The organism is Aquabacterium humicola, from assembly GCF_030167915.1.
GTDB lineage: Bacteria > Pseudomonadota > Gammaproteobacteria > Burkholderiales > Burkholderiaceae_C > Pseudaquabacterium > Pseudaquabacterium humicola.
Genome location: NZ_JARGNB010000001.1, coordinates 1,808,795 through 1,827,000, shown reverse-complemented (window position 1 = coordinate 1,827,000; position 18,206 = coordinate 1,808,795). Strand labels below are relative to the sequence as shown.

Annotated in this window: 16 protein-coding genes; 11 read left to right on the top strand and 5 right to left on the bottom strand. The window is 71.6% G+C overall.

Features of this window, described 5'->3' with window-relative positions:
• Position 1: 1 nt before the first annotated feature.
• A complete protein-coding gene (locus P1K89_RS08160) occupies positions 2-847 on the bottom strand; it encodes a hydrolase 2, exosortase A system-associated (RefSeq protein WP_284615880.1) in 846 nt (281 codons plus the stop codon).
• Between the two features lie 163 nt (positions 848-1,010).
• Positions 1,011-1,262: an acyl carrier protein gene (locus P1K89_RS08155; RefSeq protein WP_284615879.1), complete on the bottom strand. Its 252-nt coding sequence runs from the start codon at positions 1,260-1,262 to the stop codon at positions 1,011-1,013.
• A gap of 204 nt (positions 1,263-1,466) precedes the next feature.
• Here P1K89_RS08155 and P1K89_RS08150 point away from each other — a divergent pair, with 204 nt between their 5' ends.
• From P1K89_RS08150 to htpG, 11 genes are all read left to right on the top strand, one after another.
• The gene (locus P1K89_RS08150; protein WP_284615878.1) at positions 1,467-3,068 is read left to right on the top strand and encodes an acyl-CoA ligase (AMP-forming), exosortase A system-associated; all 1,602 of its coding nucleotides are present in this window, start codon (positions 1,467-1,469) and stop codon (positions 3,066-3,068) included.
• 22 nt (positions 3,069-3,090) lie between these two features.
• Positions 3,091-4,326, top strand: a complete 1,236-nt coding sequence (locus P1K89_RS08145; protein ID WP_284615877.1) for a pyridoxal-dependent decarboxylase, exosortase A system-associated — start codon at positions 3,091-3,093, stop codon at positions 4,324-4,326.
• Positions 4,327-4,466: 140 nt separating this feature from the next.
• Positions 4,467-5,282, top strand: a complete 816-nt coding sequence (locus P1K89_RS08140; protein WP_284615876.1) for a hypothetical protein — start codon at positions 4,467-4,469, stop codon at positions 5,280-5,282.
• Positions 5,283-5,299: 17 nt separating this feature from the next.
• Entirely contained in the window at positions 5,300-6,853 is a 1,554-nt protein-coding gene (locus P1K89_RS08135; protein WP_284615875.1) for a polysaccharide lyase, read from the top strand.
• A 157-nt stretch (positions 6,854-7,010) separates the two neighbouring features.
• Positions 7,011-7,733, top strand: a complete 723-nt coding sequence (locus P1K89_RS08130) for a hypothetical protein (protein ID WP_284615874.1) — start codon at positions 7,011-7,013, stop codon at positions 7,731-7,733.
• 132 nt (positions 7,734-7,865) lie between these two features.
• Positions 7,866-8,117 carry an HPr-rel-A system PqqD family peptide chaperone gene (locus P1K89_RS08125; protein WP_284615873.1) on the top strand — a complete coding sequence of 84 codons (252 nt, stop codon included), beginning with the start codon at positions 7,866-7,868 and terminating at the stop codon, positions 8,115-8,117.
• Complete coding sequence (locus P1K89_RS08120; RefSeq protein ID WP_284615872.1) at positions 8,111-9,016, top strand: HprK-related kinase A; 906 nt, start codon at positions 8,111-8,113, stop codon at positions 9,014-9,016. Before P1K89_RS08125 ends, P1K89_RS08120 begins: the two co-directional genes overlap by 7 nt.
• Complete coding sequence (locus P1K89_RS08115; RefSeq protein WP_284615871.1) at positions 9,013-10,161, top strand: nucleotidyltransferase domain-containing protein; 1,149 nt, start codon at positions 9,013-9,015, stop codon at positions 10,159-10,161. Before P1K89_RS08120 ends, P1K89_RS08115 begins: the two co-directional genes overlap by 4 nt.
• Before the next feature lie 57 nt (positions 10,162-10,218).
• Positions 10,219-10,704, top strand: a complete 486-nt coding sequence (locus tag P1K89_RS08110) for a (2Fe-2S)-binding protein (protein ID WP_284615870.1) — start codon at positions 10,219-10,221, stop codon at positions 10,702-10,704.
• Positions 10,701-13,061 (top strand): xanthine dehydrogenase family protein molybdopterin-binding subunit, encoded by a 2,361-nt coding sequence (locus tag P1K89_RS08105; RefSeq protein WP_284615869.1) that lies wholly within the window; start codon positions 10,701-10,703, stop codon positions 13,059-13,061. The genes P1K89_RS08110 and P1K89_RS08105 overlap by 4 nt, the downstream gene beginning before the upstream one ends.
• Positions 13,062-13,217: 156 nt before the next feature.
• Positions 13,218-15,119 carry a molecular chaperone HtpG gene (gene htpG / locus P1K89_RS08100; RefSeq protein WP_284615868.1) on the top strand — a complete coding sequence of 634 codons (1,902 nt, stop codon included), beginning with the start codon at positions 13,218-13,220 and terminating at the stop codon, positions 15,117-15,119.
• Here the strand turns inward: htpG and P1K89_RS08095 are convergent.
• From P1K89_RS08095 to P1K89_RS08085, 3 genes are all read right to left on the bottom strand, one after another.
• The gene (locus P1K89_RS08095) at positions 15,097-16,305 is read right to left on the bottom strand and encodes an acyltransferase family protein (protein ID WP_284615867.1); all 1,209 of its coding nucleotides are present in this window, start codon (positions 16,303-16,305) and stop codon (positions 15,097-15,099) included. The two genes, htpG and P1K89_RS08095, sit on opposite strands and share 23 nt — an antisense overlap.
• A 100-nt stretch (positions 16,306-16,405) precedes the next feature.
• Positions 16,406-17,110 carry a LytR/AlgR family response regulator transcription factor gene (locus P1K89_RS08090; protein ID WP_284615866.1) on the bottom strand — a complete coding sequence of 235 codons (705 nt, stop codon included), beginning with the start codon at positions 17,108-17,110 and terminating at the stop codon, positions 16,406-16,408.
• Positions 17,098-18,201 carry a sensor histidine kinase gene (locus P1K89_RS08085; RefSeq protein ID WP_284615865.1) on the bottom strand — a complete coding sequence of 368 codons (1,104 nt, stop codon included), beginning with the start codon at positions 18,199-18,201 and terminating at the stop codon, positions 17,098-17,100. Before P1K89_RS08085 ends, P1K89_RS08090 begins: the two co-directional genes overlap by 13 nt.
• Positions 18,202-18,206: the final 5 nt, after the last annotated feature.

Below are 18,206 nucleotides of genomic sequence, written 5' to 3'. Positions count from 1 at the left end.
CTCAGGCGGCGAGCGCCGCGGCGCTCGCGCACAGCAGCTCGGTGGTGGCCTCCAGCAGGGCCGGCGCCTCTTCGATCTCGGTGGTCTGCCAGAACGCCGGACCGGCGACGATGCGGCTGTCGACCTGGTGGCCGGCGGCGCGGCAGTCGTCGAGGAATCGTTCGGCGGCCGGCGCCAGCGTCGGCTCGGCGCGGCTGGACACGTCGAGCCAGACGATGTGCGCCGGCTTCGGCGGCACGGTCAGCTTCGCCGCGTCGAGGCCTTTCGCCACCGCGGCGGGCAGGCCGTAGCCGGCGACGTCGACCGTGCCGCCGCCGTCGAGCGTGCGCTTCATGTCGGCGAGACCGCCGGCCGCCGCGGCCTGGCCGCCGTCCATCAGCGCCCCGGCGAGCTTGATGCGCAGGAACTGCTGCAGATGCGGCCGCCCGCTCGCGACCGGCGCCCAGCACAGCAGGTTGGCGGCGATGTCGAGCCGATCGGCGAGCGCCGTCGCCAGCAGGCAGCCGGCGCGGGCGCCCCACAGCCACAGCGGCGTGTCCGGGTGGCGTTCGCGCAGCCAGTGGGCGGCGGCGGCGGCGTCGTCGAGCCAGCCGGACCAGCTCGCGTCGTCGAACTCACCGTCGCTGTCGCCGCAGCCGCGCAGGTCGGGCTGCAGCACCGCGAAGCCGGCCGTGGCCAGCGCACGCGCCTGCAGCGCCGCCATGCGGCGCACCTTGTTCATCTCTTCCGCGAACGGATGCAGGTACAGCACCGCGCCGCGCAGGGCGGCCGGTGCCGGGGACCGTGCCGGATGGTGCAGCGCGAACAGCGGCGGGCTCGACGCTCCGGTCAGGTACAGCGCCTCCACGGCGCCCTCAGCAGCCGCCGGGCCGCCCCAAGGCGGCTGAGCCTTGCAGGCCGCGCTGGTCCTTGCGGACCAGTCGTTCGCCAGGCGAGAACAGGCCACCGGACTGTCCTCGTCCGGGCTCACCCCCCTCGGGGGGCAGGAGCGAAGCGACGTGGGGGTTCACTCAGGCCGCGAGCTTGCCGCGCACGAACTCCGTCAGCGAACCGAGCGTGGCGAATACGCTGCCGTCGATGTCATCGTCGTTGACGACCATGTCGAAGCGCTCTTCCAGCGCGGTGATCAGCGAGACCACGGCCATCGAGTCGAGCTCCGGAATCGCGCCCAGCAGCGGCGTGGCGGCGGTGAAGCCGGCGGCGCGGCCGTCCAGGCTCAGCACCTCGTCGAGTACGCCGACGAGTTCCTTCTCGATGTTCATAACCTCTTGTCCCTGCAGATCCGATTGGGGCGCGATTCTAGGTGGCGCGGTTGACAGCATCGATACGACGGCCGTGCGCCGGGCGTGCGCAAGTTCTCGCCCGGCGGCGGCTTGTGGTTTCACGTCCGTGCCGCACGCCCTGCCGCGCAGAGGGCCTATGACATACTTTTTGGTCGCCCTCCAGACGCAAAGCCCGTCCAGTCCATGGCCCATCCCGATTCTTCGCTGCTGCATGAACTGGCGCTGCGCGCCGCCGACCGCGATGCCGCCGCGCCCGCGCTGACCTACGGCGCCGAGACGCTCGACTACGGCACGCTGGCCGCGCGCATCGAGGCCTTCGCGTCCGGCATCGTCGGGCTGGGCCTCGAGCGCGGCGAACGGGTGGCCATCTACCTCGAGAAGCGCTTCGAGACGGTGATCGCCAGCTTCGGGACGCCCGCCGCCGGCTGCGTCTTCGTGCCGGTGAATCCGCTGCTCAAGCCCGAGCAGGTGGCCTTCATCCTGCGCGACTGCGACGTGCGGCTGCTGGTCACTTCGCCCGACCGGCTGATGCTGCTGAACGAACACCTGGCGCACTGCCCGGCGCTGCAGCACGTGGTGACCACGGAGGCCCCGGCGGGTCCCGCCTCGCGTCCCGCGACGCTGTGGGCCGACCTGCTGGCCGCGCCGCGGCAGGCGCTGCACCGCGTGATCGACAGCGACATCACGTCGATCCTCTACACCTCCGGCTCGACCGGCAAGCCCAAGGGCGTCGTGCTGTCGCACCGGAACATGGTGATCGGCGCGAAGAGCGTCGCCACCTACCTCGAGAACCGCGCCGCCGACACGCTGCTGGCCGCGCTGCCGCTGTCCTTCGACGCCGGCTTCAGCCAGCTGACCACCGGCTTCCATGCCGGCGCGCGCATCGTGCTGCTGAACTACCTGATGCCGCGCGACGTGCTGAAGGCGATGGAACGCGAGCGGGTCACCGGCCTCACCGCGGTGCCGCCGCTGTACATCCAGCTGACGCAGCTGGAGTGGCCGGCGGCGATCGATGCGCACCTGCGCTACTTCGCGAACACCGGCGGCCGCATGCCGCGCGAGACGCTCGACAAGCTGCGCGCGCGCGCACCGAGCGCCAAGCCCTTCCTGATGTACGGCCTGACCGAGGCGTTCCGCTCGACCTACCTGCCGCCCGAGGAGGTCGACCGCCGGCCGGATTCGATCGGCAAGGCGATCCCGAATGCCGAGATCCTGGTGCTGCGCGAGGACGGCAGCCCGTGCGCGCCCAACGAGCCGGGCGAGCTGGTGCACCGCGGCGCGCTGGTCGGCCAGGGCTACTGGAACGACCCCGAGAAGACGGCCGAGCGCTACAAGCTGCTGCCGCCGGGCACTGCGGGCCGGCTGTCGGGCCTGCAGCTGCCGGAATACGCGGTGTTCTCCGGTGACAACGTGCGCCAGGATGCCGAAGGTTTCCTGTACTTCATCGGCCGGCGCGACGAGATGATGAAGACCTCTGGCTACCGCGTGAGCCCGACCGAGGTCGAGGAAATCCTCTACGCCAGCCAGCGGGTCGGTGAATGCGCGGCCTTCGGCGTCGACCACCCGGTGCTGGGCCAGGCGATCCAGGTCATCGCGACGCCGCCGGCCGGCGCCGAGGCGATCGACGTCGATGCGCTGCTGGCCGACTGCCGCGCCCGCATGCCCGCCTACATGGTGCCCTCGGGCATCGAGGTCGTCGCCGGGCCGCTGCCGCGCAACCCCAACGGCAAGATCGACCGCAAGCTGCTGTCCACCGAGTGGGTCGCCCGCCAGCAGTCCACCTGATTCCACGTTCGAGGATTCCACGATGAACACGCCGCCGGTGCATGCACCGATGGACCAGTTTCCGCGCGCCGCCGACGGCCAGCTGATCGTCGGCGGCGTGCCGCTGTCGCAGCTGGCCGAACGCGTCGGCCAGACGCCCTTCTATGCCTTCGACCGCGGCTTGCTGCGCCAGCGCGCCGCCCAGCTGCGCGCGGTGTTGCCGGCCTCGGTGAAGCTGCACTACGCGATGAAGGCCAATCCGATGCCGGCGCTGGTCGGCCTGATGGCCACGCTGGTCGACGGCATCGACGTCGCCTCGGCCGGCGAGCTGAAGGTGGCGCTCGACGCCGGCGCCGACCCGCACGAGATCAGCTTCGCCGGTCCCGGCAAGCGCGAGGTCGAGCTGCGTCAGGCGCTGGCGGCCGGCGTGCTGGTCAACGTCGAATCGCCGCGCGAGGTCGAGCTGCTGGCCAAGCTGTCGGCCGAGCTCGGCCTGCCGGCGCGCATCGCGCTGCGCGTCAACCCGGACTTCGAGCTCAAGGGCTCGGGCATGAAGATGGGCGGCGGGCCGAAGCAGTTCGGCATCGATGCCGAGGCGCTGCCGGCGTTGATGGCGCGCATCGACGAACTGGGCCTGGGCTTCGAGGGCTTCCACCTCTTCGCCGGCTCGCAGAACCTGCGCGCCGAGGCCATCTGCGACGCGCAGCGCAAGAGCTACGAGCTGGCGCTGCGCCTGGCGCAGCACACGCGCCAGCCGGTGCGCTTCCTGAATCTGGGCGGCGGCTTCGGCATTCCGTACTTCCCCGGCGAGCAGCGCCTGGACCTGGCGCCCATCGCCGAGAACCTCGCCGCGCTCGCCGAGCGCGCGCGACAGGAGATGCCGCAGGCCTCGATCGTCATCGAGCTGGGGCGTTACTTCGTCGGCGAGGCGGGCGTATACGTCACCCGCGTGGTCGACCGCAAGGTCTCGCGCGGGCAGGTGTTCCTGGTCACCGACGGGGGCCTGAACCACCACCTGGCGGCGTCCGGAAACTTCGGTCAGGTGATTCGCAAGAACTATCCGGTGACGATTGGTAATCGCCGTCCGGACGCGCCGAGCGAGTCGACGATGGTCGTCGGCCCGCTGTGCACGCCGATGGACCTGCTGGCCGAGCGCATGTCGCTGCCCTGTGCCGAGGTCGGCGACCTGGTGGTGATCTTCCAGTCCGGTGCCTATGGCGCCAGCGCGAGCCCTCAGGGTTTCCTCGGCCATCCGGGGGTGGTCGAGGTGCTGGTCTAGGCATCTTCGCGACAACCCGCCCCCCTCAGGTGGGTGGCGGGCGCGATGCGGCAGGCGACGCGGCGGAGGCCGCTCGGCAGAATACACGGCGTTACCGCTCGGCGTCCCGGGCGGCTCCTGCCCCTGGTGCCGAATCGCCCATGCGCCGCTGTCTCCACGCGCTGTCCGCTGCTGTCTCGATGCTGGGTTGCGTGGCCGCGCTGGCGGGGCCGGTGACGCGCGAGGAGGCCGAGGACGGCAGCAGCGCAGCGGGCCTGGTCGCCACCAGTGGCAGCGCGTGGTGGCTGCAGGCGAGCGGGCGCCTCGATGCCCCGACCGACGAGGGTCAAGAGATGACCCTGTCCGACGATGCCGCCGGCCTGGTGCTGGCCCTGCTGCGCGGCGCGCGTGCGCACGAAGCCGCGAAGTCGGCCATCAGCGACAGCCCGGTCCAGTCGCCCGAGGCGGCGGCGTCGGGCGTGGCCCGCTCGCCGCTGCACGAGCCGCCGGCCGCGCCCTTGCTCGATGGTGGCCTTGTCGGCCTGCTGACCGAGCGCCAGATCGCGTTCGTCTCCGAGGCGCGCGAGTGGTACCAGTTGATGGGCGAGCGCGCCGTCGACGGGCAGGCCGCGCAGTCGCCTGCCGAAGCGGGCCCCGGACTGGCCGAACGTTCGCGGTCCGAACGGCCGGCGCGGGAGCACCTGATTCCGGCCTGGGTCATCGAATTCCTGCGCGACAACCGGTTGAACCTGTTCTACGCCTGCGTCGCGGGCCTCGTGCTGATCCTCAGCTTCGACGTGGCTCGGCGTCGTGCCGCGCGCGGCAGCGTGCACAGCCACCAGAAGCGCGCCAAGCCGGAGCGGCGCGAAGCATCCGACCGGCGCTCGGGCGAGGCGTCGGCGCCGTCCGAACGGCGCAGCGGCAAGCCGCGGCGGACGCTGCCCGAGCGTCGCGGCCCGGAGCCGGTCGCGCGCTGAGCGCCACAATCGTGCGCATGAGCGCGCACGGCCCGATTCCCGCTGCCCAGACCCTGGCCCGCCTGCGTGGCGCGGTCGCCGCGCTCTGTGCGCTGCTGGCGACGGCGGCCTCGGCCAGCGATGCCCCGAGCTTCCAGCTCAGCGACGACGCGGCCGGCCCCAGCTGCCTGTTCTTCACGACCATGGGCCAGCTGCGCTGGCAACGCCGCGGCGGCGACTGGGCGGACGCGAAGGGCACGCTCGGCGGTCCGGTGCCCTACGCCAGCCAGGTCGTGCGGCCGGGGCAGGGACGGCCTTTCGTCGAATGGGACGTCACCGCGCTGGCGCGCGAATGGATCGAGGGCAAGCAGCCGAACAGTGGCGTCTTTCTCCGCCTGCGTGAAGCGCCGGGCAGCGGCACCGTGATCTTCCACAGCCGCGAATCCCCGGACGCCTCGGCGCGCCCGAGCCTCAAGCTGAAATGGGCCGATGGCAGCACCGACCGCCTGGCCCCCAGCGCCGACACCTACCTCGACTGCTCCACCGTCTACAGCCTCGGCCAGCGACCCGAACTGCGCGTCGGCGCGCAGTACGGCGCCATCCTGCGCTTCGAGCTGCCCAAGGCGGCGCGTGCGCTGAGCAGCGCGACGCTGTACCTGACGTCCGACCGGCAGCAGGGCGGCCTCTCGACGCTGGATGTCTTTCGCGCGTCGCCGCCGTTCGTCACCAGCACCGCCGGTCCATCGCACCCCCAGGGCCTGGCCGCGAACCACCCGGCCGATGAAGGCATTGCCGACGAACCCGATGTGCTGTTCGCCGAGGGTTTCGACAGCTGGCTGTGGCCTTTGCGCTGGCGCGATCTGCCGATGCGCGGCGGTGCCGCTGCGATCGGCGATGACCCCGCGAACGGTTTCGTGCCGCTGGCCGGCCGCGCGCTGCGCGTGCGCATCGCCAAGGGCAGCCATCTCGGCCTGGACCTGCGTTACTACTTCAGCCGCCACTTCACGTCCGAGCCGGAAGAGATCTTCCTGCGCTACTACATCCGCTTCGCGAACGACTGGAACCCGTGGTTGCAGGGCGGCAAGCTGCCGGGGATCGCCGGGACCTACGGACGCGGCGGCTGGGGCATGCGGCCGACGGACGGGCACAACGGGTGGTCGGCGCGGACCGGCTTCGCGCGGCGTCCCGCCGAATCGCAGGCCGTCGCCGGCCTCACCGCGCTGGCCAGCTATGTCTATCACGCGGGCCTGTCCGGCATTGCCGGCGGCGACCTGTGGGACTGGAACCTGGCGCCCTCGAGCCTGCTCGCCAACAACCGCTGGTACTGCATCGAACAGCACCTGAAGCTCAACCAGCCGGGCCGCTCCGACGGCCTCTACGAAGCCTGGATCGACGGTGCCCTGGCCGTCCGGCGAACCGATGTCGCGTTTCGCCGGAGTCCCGACCTCAAGATCGAGACGATCTGGTTCAACGTCTACCACGGCGGGCAGCAGCCCGCGCCGCAGGACATGACGCTGTACGTCGACCAGGTGGTCGTCGCCCGGCGCTACATCGGGCCGATGGCCGGCGGCGGCAGCCCGAACCCGCCCTGAGCCGGGCGCCGACACTGCGCTGAAACAAAGCCCAGCCAACTCCTCCACGATTCGCGGGGTGGCGCCCCTCAGATCGGGGGGCGAGGCGTCCCGTCTCGCCGGGACGCGCCACCTAGAATCTCTCGCGAGGGAACATCCGGCAAAGAAAGGTCACAACATGCTTGGCGACAACGAGCGCGACGCGGCAGCGCCGCAGCAGCCGGCCGAGCCGCCGCTGCAGAATCCGTCGCGGCGCCGCTGGGCGCGCGCCGGCATGGCCGCGCCGGTGGTGCTGGGTTCGCTGGCCAGCCAGCCGGTGCTCGGCACGACCACCCGCTACTGGTGCACGATCTCCGGCAAGCTGTCGGGCAACGTGTCCAACCACGAGAACACGCTGAACTGCAAGACGCTCGGCAAGTCGCCGGGTTACTGGAAGAACAAGAGCTGGCCCGCCGGCTTCACGAAGGGCACGCTGCCGAGCAATTCCTGCAGCTTCTCCGGCGGCACCGCGGGCACGGCCTTCAACGGCTACATGTCCGGCGGCAAGACGCTCGCCAGCGCCTTCAAGATGAAGCCGACGACCGACATGTGCCGCATCGTCGACGCGACCGAGTCCGGCTACGGCAGCCTGACGTTGAACGCGACGATGCTGCAGGTGCTCAACACCGGCGGCGGCCTCAACGACACCGTGATCGCCTCGCTCGGCCGCGCCACGGTCGCTTCCCTGCTGAACGCGGTGGCCTTCGGCGGCAACGGTCCGGATGACTATCCGCTGACGCAGGCCAAGATCATCGAGATGTTCAATGCGGTCTACCTCGGCGGCAGCTACCAGGTGAACCCCAGCGTCTCGTGGAACCGCGACCAGGTGCGCAACTACTTCGAGAGCCTCTACGGCGCATGACGCCGCGGCCGCGGCCGCAGCCGACGACGGGCGCTGACACAGCGCCCGTTTGTTTTTGACCGCGGTGCCGCCCGCACTTCGGCCCGCACCTCGGCCCCGCACCTCGGCCCGCATCACGCACACTTCGCCCCCATGCAGCAGCTCTGGCGCCTCGATGCCACCGCCGACCTCGCGTGGCGGCACTGGGACGGCGAGTTCGTCGTCCACCATGCCCTGTCGAACGACACGCATCGGCTGTCGGACCTGGCCGGCGAACTGCTGCTGCTGCTGACGCGGGGCACCCGCAGCATCGCCGCGCTGGCCGCCGAGCTCGATGCCGACGAGCCGCTGGTCGACGACACGCTCGCGGCGCTCGCCGGGCTGGGCCTCGTCGAACGATGCTGACGCTGGGCGCGCTCGGTCCGGACGAATGCCGCGAGCGTCTCGCCCGCGGCGTCACGCTGGCCACCGGCCCGTTCCGCTACCGGGTGCAGACGCCGCTCGCCAGCGTCGCGCAGAACCTGGCCACGCTGTATGCCGACTTTCCGGTGGGCGACGACGCGGGCCTGCGCGATTTCCACGTCCGCGTCGATCGTGTCGACGGCGCGCGCCGCTGGTGGCGGCCACAGGTCAACTTCTGGTTCGACGGCTGGACACCGTTCAAGCCCCTGCAGGACGACCACGCGTTCGCGATGCTCGAGTGGGGCATGAACTGGTGCGTCGCCGCGCACGCCCACCACTACCTGCTGCTGCACGCCGCGGTGCTGGAGCGCCATGGCCGTTGCGTGATCCTGCCCGGCGACCCCGGGGCCGGCAAGAGCACGCTGACCGCGGCGCTGATGCTGTCGGGCTGGCGCCTGCTGTCCGACGAGCTGACTGTGATCGACCGCGACGACGGCGCGCTGTGGCCGCTGGCGCGGCCGGTGAGCCTGAAGAACCGCTCGATCGAGGTCATCCGCGCCTTCGATGCCGGCGCCGTCTTCGGCACGGTGGCCGACGAGACGCACAAGGGCACCGTGTGCCACCTGCGCCCGAGCGCCGACAGCGTCGCGCGCATCGCCGAGCGCGGGCAGCCCGCGCACATCGTGTTCCCGCGCTGGCAGGCCGGCGCGCCCACCGTGCTGACGCCGCGCTCCAAGGCCGACGCCTTCATGCATGTCGCGACGCATGCCTTCAACTACAGCCTGCTCGGCCGCCTGGGCTTCGACCTGACGGCCGCGCTGGTCGACCGCTGCGATTGCTGGGACTTCGGCTACTCGCAACTGCCCGAAGCCTTGCGCACGTTCGAAGGGCTGGTCTCGTGAACGCGGCCTTCGCCCGGCTGCTGCAGGCGCTGCGCGAACCGCGCACGATGGGTGCGTTTGCCGAGTCCGACTGGGACCGCGTGCTGCGCCAGGCCGATGCCGCGGGCCTGATGGGGCGCCTGGGCGCCCTCGCGCGGTCGGTCGGCCTGCTCGAAACGCTGCCGCCGCCGGTGCGCCGGCGCATGCTGGCGCACCTGACGATCGCCACGCAGCAGCAGCGCGCGGTGCGCTGGGAGCTGACGCTGCTGTCGCGCACGCTGGCCGAGATCCCCGGCCCGATCGTCGTGCTCAAGGGCGCGGCCTATGCGGCGGCCGACCTGGCGCCGGCGGCCGGGCGCCTGTTCTCGGACATCGACCTGATGGTGCCGCGCGCGCAGATCGACGCGGCCGAAGCCGCGCTGATGCTGGGCGGCTGGATCTCGTCGCACCATGACGCGTACGACCAGCGTTATTACCGGGACTGGATGCACGAGCTGCCGCCGATGACGCACGTGCGGCGCGGCACGGTGCTCGACCTGCACCACAGCATCCTGCCGCGCACTGCGCGGCTGCAGACGCCGCCCGAGCCGCTGTTCGCCGCGGCGCGGCCGATGCCCGGCTTCCCGCGCTTCCACCTGCTGGAGCCCGCGGACCTGGTGCTGCACAGCGCGACGCACCTGTTCCACGAGGGGGAGTGGCAGCACGGGATGCGCGACCTCGTCGATCTCGATGCGCTGCTGCGCAGCGGCGCGGCGGCCGATGCCGGCTTCTGGCCGCACCTGGCCGGGCGGGCGCGGCTGCTGAACCTCTCGAAGCCGCTGGGCTACGCGCTGGGCTTGTGCGGCGAGCTGCTCGGCACGCCGCAGCCGCCGGACCTGCCGCTGGCCGATGCGGCCACCGGCGTGCGCGGCGCGGCGATGCACGCGCTGTTCCGCCGCGCGCTGTCGCGCGCGCATCCGCCGTCGCAGCAGCCCGGCGCGGCCTTCGCCGAGTGGCTGCTCTACCTGCGCAGCCACTGGCTGCGCATGCCGTTCAGCCTGCTGCTGCCGCACCTGATCCGCAAGGCCTGGGTGCGCCGCTTCGCGAACGACGGCACGACGGCCCGCGACGAACCGGCCGACATCGCCGCCGCGGTCGGCGATGACGCCCCGGCGACCGATCGCTGAGGTCCGGCCCGCTACCATTGGCCGACGTCCACCGCCGGCCCGTGGCCCTCTCGAGCGATGTCCTCCCTCCGCCTGAACGTCAACGGCCGCGCGATCAGCGTCGATGCGGCTCCCGAAACCCTGCTGATCGAGCTGCTGCGGGGCCCGCTCGGCCTGACCGGCACGCACGCCGGCTGCGACACCGCGCAGTGCGGGGCCTGCACCGTCGCGCTCGACGGCCAGGCGGTCAAGAGCTGCAACGTGCTGGCGGTGCAATGTGCCGGCCGCGACGTGACCACCGTCGAGGGCCTGGCGACACCCGACCCGGCCGGCGACCGCCTGCACCCGGTGCAGCAGGCCTTCATGGACTGCCACGGCCTGCAGTGCGGCTTCTGCACGCCCGGCATGATGGTCAGCGCGGCCTGCCTGCTGCGCGAGAACCCGACGCCCACCGACGCCGAGATCCAGCACGCGCTGGAAGGCAACCTGTGCCGGTGCACCGGCTACGTCAACATCGTCGCCGCCGTCCGCCAGGCGGCGCAGGCTTCGGGACAGACGCGATGAGCGCCGGCTTCGACGATGCCGTCGGCCGCTTCGGCAGCGGTCGCGCGATCAACCGCGTCGAGGACGCCGCGCTGGTCGCCGGCCGCGGCCGCTTCACCGACGACCTCGACTACCCGGGCCAGCTGCACCTGGTCTTCCTGCGCTCGACCTACGCGCACGGCGTGATCCGCGGCATCGACACCGAGTCGGCGCGCGCGATGCCGGGCGTGGTCGCGATCTACACCGGCGCCGAGCTCGTCGCCGCCGGGGTCAAGCCGATGCCGGTGCCCGGCTTCAAGCGCGGCGACGGCTCGCCCACCGCCAGCGCGCCGCGGCGCGCGCTGGCGCACGAGCGGGTGCGCTACGTCGGCGAGCCGATGGTCGCGGTGGTGGCGCGCACGCCGGCCGAAGCCCGCGCCGCGGCCGACGCGGTGTGGGTCGACATCGACGAGCTGCCGGCGGTGACCAACCCCTTCGACGCGATGGCCCCGGGCGCGCCGGTGCTGTGCGACGAGGCGCCCGACAACATCGCCGCCGAGATGCGGCATGGCGACGCCGCGGCCACCGACGCGGCCTTCGCGGCCGCCGCGCACGTCGTGACGGTCGACGTGCACAACCAGCGCCTGGCGCCGACGCCGATCGAGCCGCGCTGCATCATCGCGCGCACCCATGCCGACGACGGCGGCCGGCTCTACGTCGACCTGTCGAGCCAGATGCCGACGGCGGTGCGCGGCGGACTGGTCGACTCGATCCCCGGGCTGACCACCGAGCAGGTGCGGGTGCAGGTCGGCGACGTCGGCGGCGGCTTCGGCATGAAGACCGGCGCCTACCCGGAGGACATCGCGGTCGCGTGGGCGGCCCTGCAACTGAAGCAGCCGGTGAAGTGGCGCGCCGAGCGCATCGAGGAATTCCTGTCCGCGGCGCATGGCCGCGACGTCACCAGCCGCGCCGAACTGGCGCTGGGCCCGGACGGCCGGGCGCTGGCGCTGCGCGTGCGGGGCGTCGCCAACGTCGGTGCGTATGCCAGCGGCGCCGGCATCGCGATCCAGATCCTGATCGGCCCGTGGGTCTCGACCAGCATCTACGACATCCCGGCGGTCGACCTGCAGTACCGCGCGGTGATGACCAATACCGCGACCACCGGCGCTTACCGTGGCGCCGGCCGGCCCGAGGCGATCTACCTGATCGAGCGGCTGATGGATGCGGCCGCGCGCAGGCTGAAGCTCGACCCGTCGGAGCTGCGCCGCCGCAACATGATCCGCCCCGAGCAGATGCCCTACCGCAGCGCGATGGCGCAGGTCTACGACTCCGGCCGCTTCGAGCAGATCCTCGACCAGGGGCTGCAGCTCGCCGACTGGAGCGGCTTCGCCGCGCGGCGCGCCGAATCGCGGGCGCGCGGCCGGCTGCGCGGCCGCGGCCTGGCCACCTTCCTCGAATGGACCGGCGGCAACGTGCTGGACGAGCGGGTGACGATCAACGTCAGCGGCGACGGCTTCATCGAGATCGGCTCGGCGACGCAGGCGATGGGCCAGGGCATCGTCACCAGCTACGCGCAGCTGGCGGTCGACGTCTTCGGCGTGCCGATCGAACGCATCCGCGTGCTGCAGGGCGACACCGACCGGCTCAACGGCTTCGGCTCGGCCGGCTCGCGCTCGCTGTTCACCGGCGGCTCGGCGGTGGACGTCGCCGCGCGAAAGACGGTCGATGATGCGAAGGCGCTGGCCGCCGATGCGCTCGAAGCGCCGGCCGGCGACATCGAGTACCGCGCGGGTCGTTTCGAGGTGGCCGGCACCGACCTCGGCATCGGCCTCTTCGAGCTCGCTGCGCGCCAGCCGGGCGCGGCCATCCGCGTCGATGCCAGCACCAAGGCCGGCGGGCCGACCTGGCCCAACGGCTGCCATGTCTGCGAGGTCGAGATCGACCGCGCGACCGGGGCGGTGCAGATCGTCGCCTATGCGTCGGTCAACGACATCGGCCGCGTGATCAGCCCGACCATCGTGCGCGGCCAGATCGAGGGCGGCGCGGTGCAGGGCATCGGCCAGGCGCTGTGCGAGGTGGTGAGCTACGACGCCGAAACCGGCCAGCTGAAGAGCGCCAGCCTGATGGACTACGCGCTGCCGCATGCCGACGGCTTCATCGGCTTCAAGACGGTCTTCGATACCTCGATCCCGTGCACGACCAACCCGCTGGGCGTCAAGGGCGTCGGCGAGCTCGGCACCATCGGCGCGACGCCGGCGGTGGTGCTGGCGGTGATCGACGCGCTGGACCACGCGGGCCTGGGCGACCGCGCCGAAGGGCTGCAGATGCCGCTGACGGCCGAGCGGGTGTGGCGCGCGCTGAACCTGGCCGACATCGAGCCGTCGCCCTTCCGCGGCTGAGCCGGACAAGGCGCGGCTCGCCGCGCCCCGAGGCCTGGTCCTCGCTGGGCATCTTGAAACGCGCCGGCCCGGCCCAAAATGCGGCCCCGCATGGGCGCCGGCCTCCGAGGCCGGCGCCGTCCGCCACTGAAGCAGAACGCCAGCCTCCATCCACCCATGAGCAAGCACACCCACGCCTTCCAGGCCGAGGTCAAGCAGATCCTGCACCTCGTCACCCACTCGCTGTACTCGAACAAGGAAATCTTCCTGCGCGAGTTGATCTCCAACGCCTCCGACGCCTGCGACAAGCTGCGCTTCGAGGCCCTGGACGATGCCGCGCTGTACGAGGACCAGCCGAACCTCGAAGTGCGCGTCTTCTTCGACGCCGAGGCGAAGACGCTGACCATCCGCGACAACGGCATCGGCATGAGCGCCGACGAAGCCGCGTCGCACCTGGGCACCATCGCCAAGAGCGGCACGCGCGAGTTCATGGCGAAGCTGAAGGACGACGAGCAGGCCGGCAAGGCGAAGGCCGATGCCAACCTGATCGGCCAGTTCGGCGTCGGCTTCTACTCGGGCTTCATCGTCGCCGACCGCATCACCGTCGAGACCCGCCGTGCCGGCTGGCCGAAGGACAAGGGCGTGCGCTGGTCCAGCGAAGGCACCGGCGAGTTCGAGCTCGAGGACATCACACGCGAGGCCCGCGGCACCGACGTCATCCTGCACCTGCGCGACGAGGAAGCCGACGAGTTCCTGAAGACCTGGCGCCTGAAGTCGATCATCGGCAAGTACTCCGACCACATCTCGCTGCCGATCCTGATGCGCAAGGAGGAGTGGGACTCCGAAAAGCAGCAGCAGGTCACGAAGGACGAGTGGGAGACGGTCAACAAGGCCGCCGCGCTGTGGGCGCGCGCCAAGAGCGACGTCACCGACGCCGAGTACCAGGCCTTCTACCAGCAGATCAGCTACGACACAGAGCCGCCGCTGGCCTACACGCACAACCGCGTCGAGGGCCGCAGCGAGTACACGCAGCTGCTGTACGTGCCGGCGAAGGCGCCGTTCGACCTGTGGAACCGCGACAAGCGCGGCGGCGTGAAGCTGTACGTCAAGCGCGTCTTCATCATGGACGACGCCGAGGCGCTGATGCCGGTGTACCTGCGCTTCGTCAAGGGCGTGATCGACTCGTCCGATCTGCCGCTGAACGTCAGCCGCGAGCTGCTGCAGGAAAGCCGCGACGTCAAGGCGATCCGCGAGGGCTCGACCAAGCGCGTGCTCGGCATGCTGGAGGCGCTGGCCGACAGTGAGTCGGCCGAGGACAAGGCCAAGTACCAGAAGTTCTGGAACGAGTTCGGCGCCGTGCTGAAGGAAGGCATCGGCGAGGACCACCAGAACCGCGAGCGCCTCGCGAAGCTGTACCGCTTCGCATCGACCCATGCCGACGAGGGCGTCTCCTTCGCCGACTACGTGTCGCGCATGAAGGAAGGCCAGGAGGCGATCTACGTCATCACCGCCGACTCGCTCACCGCCGCGAAGTCCAGCCCGCAGCTCGAGATCTTCAAGAAGAAGGGCATCGAGGTGCTGCTGCTCGTCGACCGCGTCGACGAATGGATGCTGAGCCACCTCTACGAGTTCGAGGGCAAGCCGCTGCAGAGCGTGGCCAAGGGCGCGGTCGACCTCGGCAAGCTGCAGGACGAAGAAGAGAAGAAGCAGGCCGAAGCCGCGGCCGAGACCTTCAAGCCGACGCTGGAGAAGCTGAAGACGGCGCTGAAGGACCGCGCGAAGGACGTGCGCGTGACGACGCGCCTGGTCGACTCGCCGGCCTGCGTCGTCGTCGAGGAAGGCGACATGAGCGCGCACCTCGCCCGCATGCTGAAGCAGGCCGGGCAGGACGCGCCGAAGGCGCAGCCGATCCTCGAGGTGAACCCGGAGCACGCGCTGGTCAAGCGCCTGGCCGGCGACGACGCGCGCTTCGACGACCTGGCGCACATCCTGTTCGACCAGGCGCTGCTCGCCGAGGGCGGCCAGCTCGAGGACCCGGCGGCCTACGTGTCGCGTGTCACGCGGCTGCTGGCGGCCTGACGTTCGATGTGAGCGGCCTCGCCGTGCGCGCGGCGGGGCCCAGGCCGAACCAGACGCGCAGCGGGCCGAGGCGCCGCGCGATCAGGTAGCCGCCGATACAGCCGGCGGCGGTCGCGGCGATCAGCAGCGGCGCTTCCAGCGCCGGGTGCAGCTGCAGCGGCCGCAGCCACCAGGCGGCGAGCAGGATCAGCGTCTGGTGCAGCAGGTAGACCGGGAACACCGCCTCGACGACGGTTTCGCGCCAGCAGTGGTCGCGGTTCCAGTGGCGGTGCGCGAAGCCGAGCGCGGCGACGATCGCCAGCCATTGCAGGGCGCCGTAGCCGGCGCGCTGCAGCTGGCGCATCCATTCCGGTGGCGGCACGGCGTTCGAGTAGGTCGCGAAGTACGCGGCCAGCAAGGTCCACAGGCCGAGCGCGACGCCCAGCGCGATCCAGCGCGGCCGCTCGAAGCGGGCCCAGTCTGCCATGCGCGCCAGCACCGCACCGAGCCCGAAGACGCTGAAGTACAGCGCGTGGCTGTAGACGTCGTCGACCAGCGCGTGGGTGGTCGGGAATCGCGCGGCGAGCAGGCAGCGCCACAGCGCCAGCAGCGCGGCCGGCCACAGCAGCAGGCCCCAGCCCCGCAGATGCGGCCCGGCCAGCGCCGTCAGTCGATCCAGCGCTGCCGGCCAGGCCTTCAGCAGCGCCCACAGCGCGACGCAGTAGACCCACAGGTAGGCGACGAACCACAGGTGGTTCCAGGTCGGCAGGATCAGGCAGTCCTGGCCGCGGCAGAAGCCGCCGTAGCCGCTGAGGTACAGCCGCATGAAGTCGCCATAGCTGCCGCCGTAGGCCACCTTGTGCATCACCTCGAGGTAGGCCTGCGGCGGCACGATCACCAGCATGCCGAGCAGCAAGGGCAGCAGCAGGCGTTTCGAGCGTTCGCGCAGGAAGCTTGCCGGACGGCGCTGCAGGAGCAGCGACATCGCGGCGCCGGAGATCAGGAACAGCAGCGCGAGCCGCCACGGCGAGCTCAAGCGCATCAGCGGCTCGATCGCCGGGCCGGCGTGCGGGCTCTTGAGGTGCCAGTCCCAGCTGACGTAGTACATGCCGACGTGGTACAGGATCAGCAGGCCGAAGGCGGCGGCGCGCAGCCAGTCGAGGAAGTACAGGCGCGGTGGCGCGGTGGGGAGGGCGGTGTCGTTCATGCCCGCAGGCTAGGCAGCGCCCGCGCCCGGCGCCATGCCTGCGGGACGAGCCGGGGGCGGCGCGGGGCGAGCCGGGACCCGCCGGGTGCAGCGCGCCGGCTCAGTCGCGTGCGGCGAGCCGCTCCAGCAGCACCGGTCGGTAGGCGCGGCTGCAGGCGACCTCGGCGCCCGAGCGCAGCACGATCCGCGCGTCGCCCTTGTCGTTCGGGCGCACCAGCGCGACCTGGTCGAGCGCCACCGCGGCGCCGCGATGCACCCGCACGAAGTCGTCGCCCAGGTCGGCGAGCAGGCCGCCGAGGGTTCGGCGCAGCAGGTGTTCACGCCCGCCGGCATGCAGCGTCACGTAGTTGTCGGCGGCTTCGAGCCAGTGGATCTCGGCGCACGGCAGCACGGCGACGCCGCCCTGCCGCGTCGGCACCAGCAACTGGCGCGTCGGCACGGTCGCACGCGGCGCGGCCCGGCGACGGGCGCGTTCGATGGCACGCGCGAGCCGGTCCGCGGCCACCGGCTTGAGCAGGTAGTCCAGCGCCTGCGCGTCGAAGGCCTGCAGTGCGTAGACATCGTGTGCGGTGACGAAGACCACCGCCGGCCCGTCGTCGGGCAGCGACGCGGCGACCGCGAGGCCGTCGAGCTCGGGCATCTGAACGTCGAGCAGCATCAGGTCCGGCCGCAGGCGCTCGGCCAGCGCCAGCGCCGCTTCGCCATCGGCCGCTTCGCCAACCACGTCGATGCCGTCGATCGGCGCCAGCAGTTGTTGAAGGCGGCGTCGCGCCGGCGCCTCGTCATCGACGATCAGCACGCGCATGGCATCTCCAGCGTTGCGCGCACGCCGCCGGCCGGCGCATTCGAACGAAGGGCGAGGGTCGCCGCGCCGCCATGCAGCACCCGCAGGCGGCGCTCGAGATTGCCGAGGCCGACGCCGAAGACCGGCGCGCCGGCCAGCCCGCCGCCGTCGTCGCTGACCGCCAGCCGCAGCCGGCCGCCATCGCGGTGGGCCTCGACCACGATGGTCGTCGCGGCGCGTCGGCGCTCGACGGCGTGCTTGAACGCGTTCTCCAGCAGCACCTGCAGCGCCAGCGTCGGCACGCGGCAGGCGAGCGTCGCATCGTCGACGCGCCACTCGATGCGGGCGCGCGCGCCGAAGCGCTCGAGCATGATGTCGGCGTAGCCGCGCAACAGCGCGAGCTCGTCGGCCAGGGGCTGTTCGGGCCGCTGTGCGACGTCGGAGGCCGCGCGCAGCAGCGCGGCCAGGCGCTGCAGCAGTGCATCGGCGCGCTGCGGATCGTCGTGGATCAACGAGGCGATCGTATTCAGCGCGTTGAACAGGAAATGCGGCTGCAGCTGCTGCGTCAGCTGCGCGAGCTGCGCCTCGTGCGTCAGCGCCTGCAGCCGCTCGGCGCGCAGCCGTTCGGCGAGCCAGGCGCGGTACGAGCGCAGCCCGAAATGCACGCCGCTGAAGAGGGCGTAGAAGATCGCGAACTTCGGGATCTCGTGGCGCATCAGCACCGGCCACGGATCGAAGCGCACCGGTTCGCCGGCCAGCACCAGCACCAGCGCGCGCAGCCCGTAGATCGCGCCGACGAACAGCGGCGCCACCAGCGGCAGCACGCCCAGCACGCGGCCGAACCACTGCCACGGCCGTTGCAGGAACCGGTCCAGGCGCACGCCCCACTGCCACTGGACGATCCCCACGGCCGTGGCGACGAGCATCGACGTCGTCTCGTCGAGCACGCGATGCCAGGGTTGGGTGCCGCCGCTGCGCAGGTGCTCCTGCACGCCGACCAGCGTCATCAGCGCCCAGAAGACGAGCCAGGCGATGGCGAACCCGGCGAGCAGGCGGCGGCGCTGCGGCGTCGCCAGCCGCGGCAGCAGCACATCGGCCGGCGCAACGCGCATCGCGT

Bases quoted from the DNA above. Each gene is read 5' to 3' on its own strand.
- P1K89_RS08090 (WP_284615866.1), bottom strand. From the start codon at position 17,110: ATGCGCGTGCTGATCGTCGATGACGAGGCGCCGGCGCGACGCCGCCTT.
- P1K89_RS08140 (WP_284615876.1), top strand. From the start codon at position 4,467: ATGCGCCGCTGTCTCCACGCGCTGTCCGCTGCTGTCTCGATGCTGGGT.
- P1K89_RS08110 (WP_284615870.1), top strand. From the start codon at position 10,219: ATGTCCTCCCTCCGCCTGAACGTCAACGGCCGCGCGATCAGCGTCGAT.
- P1K89_RS08135 (WP_284615875.1), top strand. From the start codon at position 5,300: ATGAGCGCGCACGGCCCGATTCCCGCTGCCCAGACCCTGGCCCGCCTG.
- P1K89_RS08145 (WP_284615877.1), top strand. From the start codon at position 3,091: ATGAACACGCCGCCGGTGCATGCACCGATGGACCAGTTTCCGCGCGCC.
- P1K89_RS08095 (WP_284615867.1), bottom strand. From the start codon at position 16,305: ATGAACGACACCGCCCTCCCCACCGCGCCACCGCGCCTGTACTTCCTC.
- htpG (WP_284615868.1), top strand. From the start codon at position 13,218: ATGAGCAAGCACACCCACGCCTTCCAGGCCGAGGTCAAGCAGATCCTG.
- P1K89_RS08085 (WP_284615865.1), bottom strand. From the start codon at position 18,201: ATGCGCGTTGCGCCGGCCGATGTGCTGCTGCCGCGGCTGGCGACGCCG.
- P1K89_RS08105 (WP_284615869.1), top strand. From the start codon at position 10,701: ATGAGCGCCGGCTTCGACGATGCCGTCGGCCGCTTCGGCAGCGGTCGC.
- P1K89_RS08130 (WP_284615874.1), top strand. From the start codon at position 7,011: ATGCTTGGCGACAACGAGCGCGACGCGGCAGCGCCGCAGCAGCCGGCC.
- P1K89_RS08155 (WP_284615879.1), bottom strand. From the start codon at position 1,262: ATGAACATCGAGAAGGAACTCGTCGGCGTACTCGACGAGGTGCTGAGC.
- P1K89_RS08125 (WP_284615873.1), top strand. From the start codon at position 7,866: ATGCAGCAGCTCTGGCGCCTCGATGCCACCGCCGACCTCGCGTGGCGG.
- P1K89_RS08120 (WP_284615872.1), top strand. From the start codon at position 8,111: ATGCTGACGCTGGGCGCGCTCGGTCCGGACGAATGCCGCGAGCGTCTC.
- P1K89_RS08150 (WP_284615878.1), top strand. From the start codon at position 1,467: ATGGCCCATCCCGATTCTTCGCTGCTGCATGAACTGGCGCTGCGCGCC.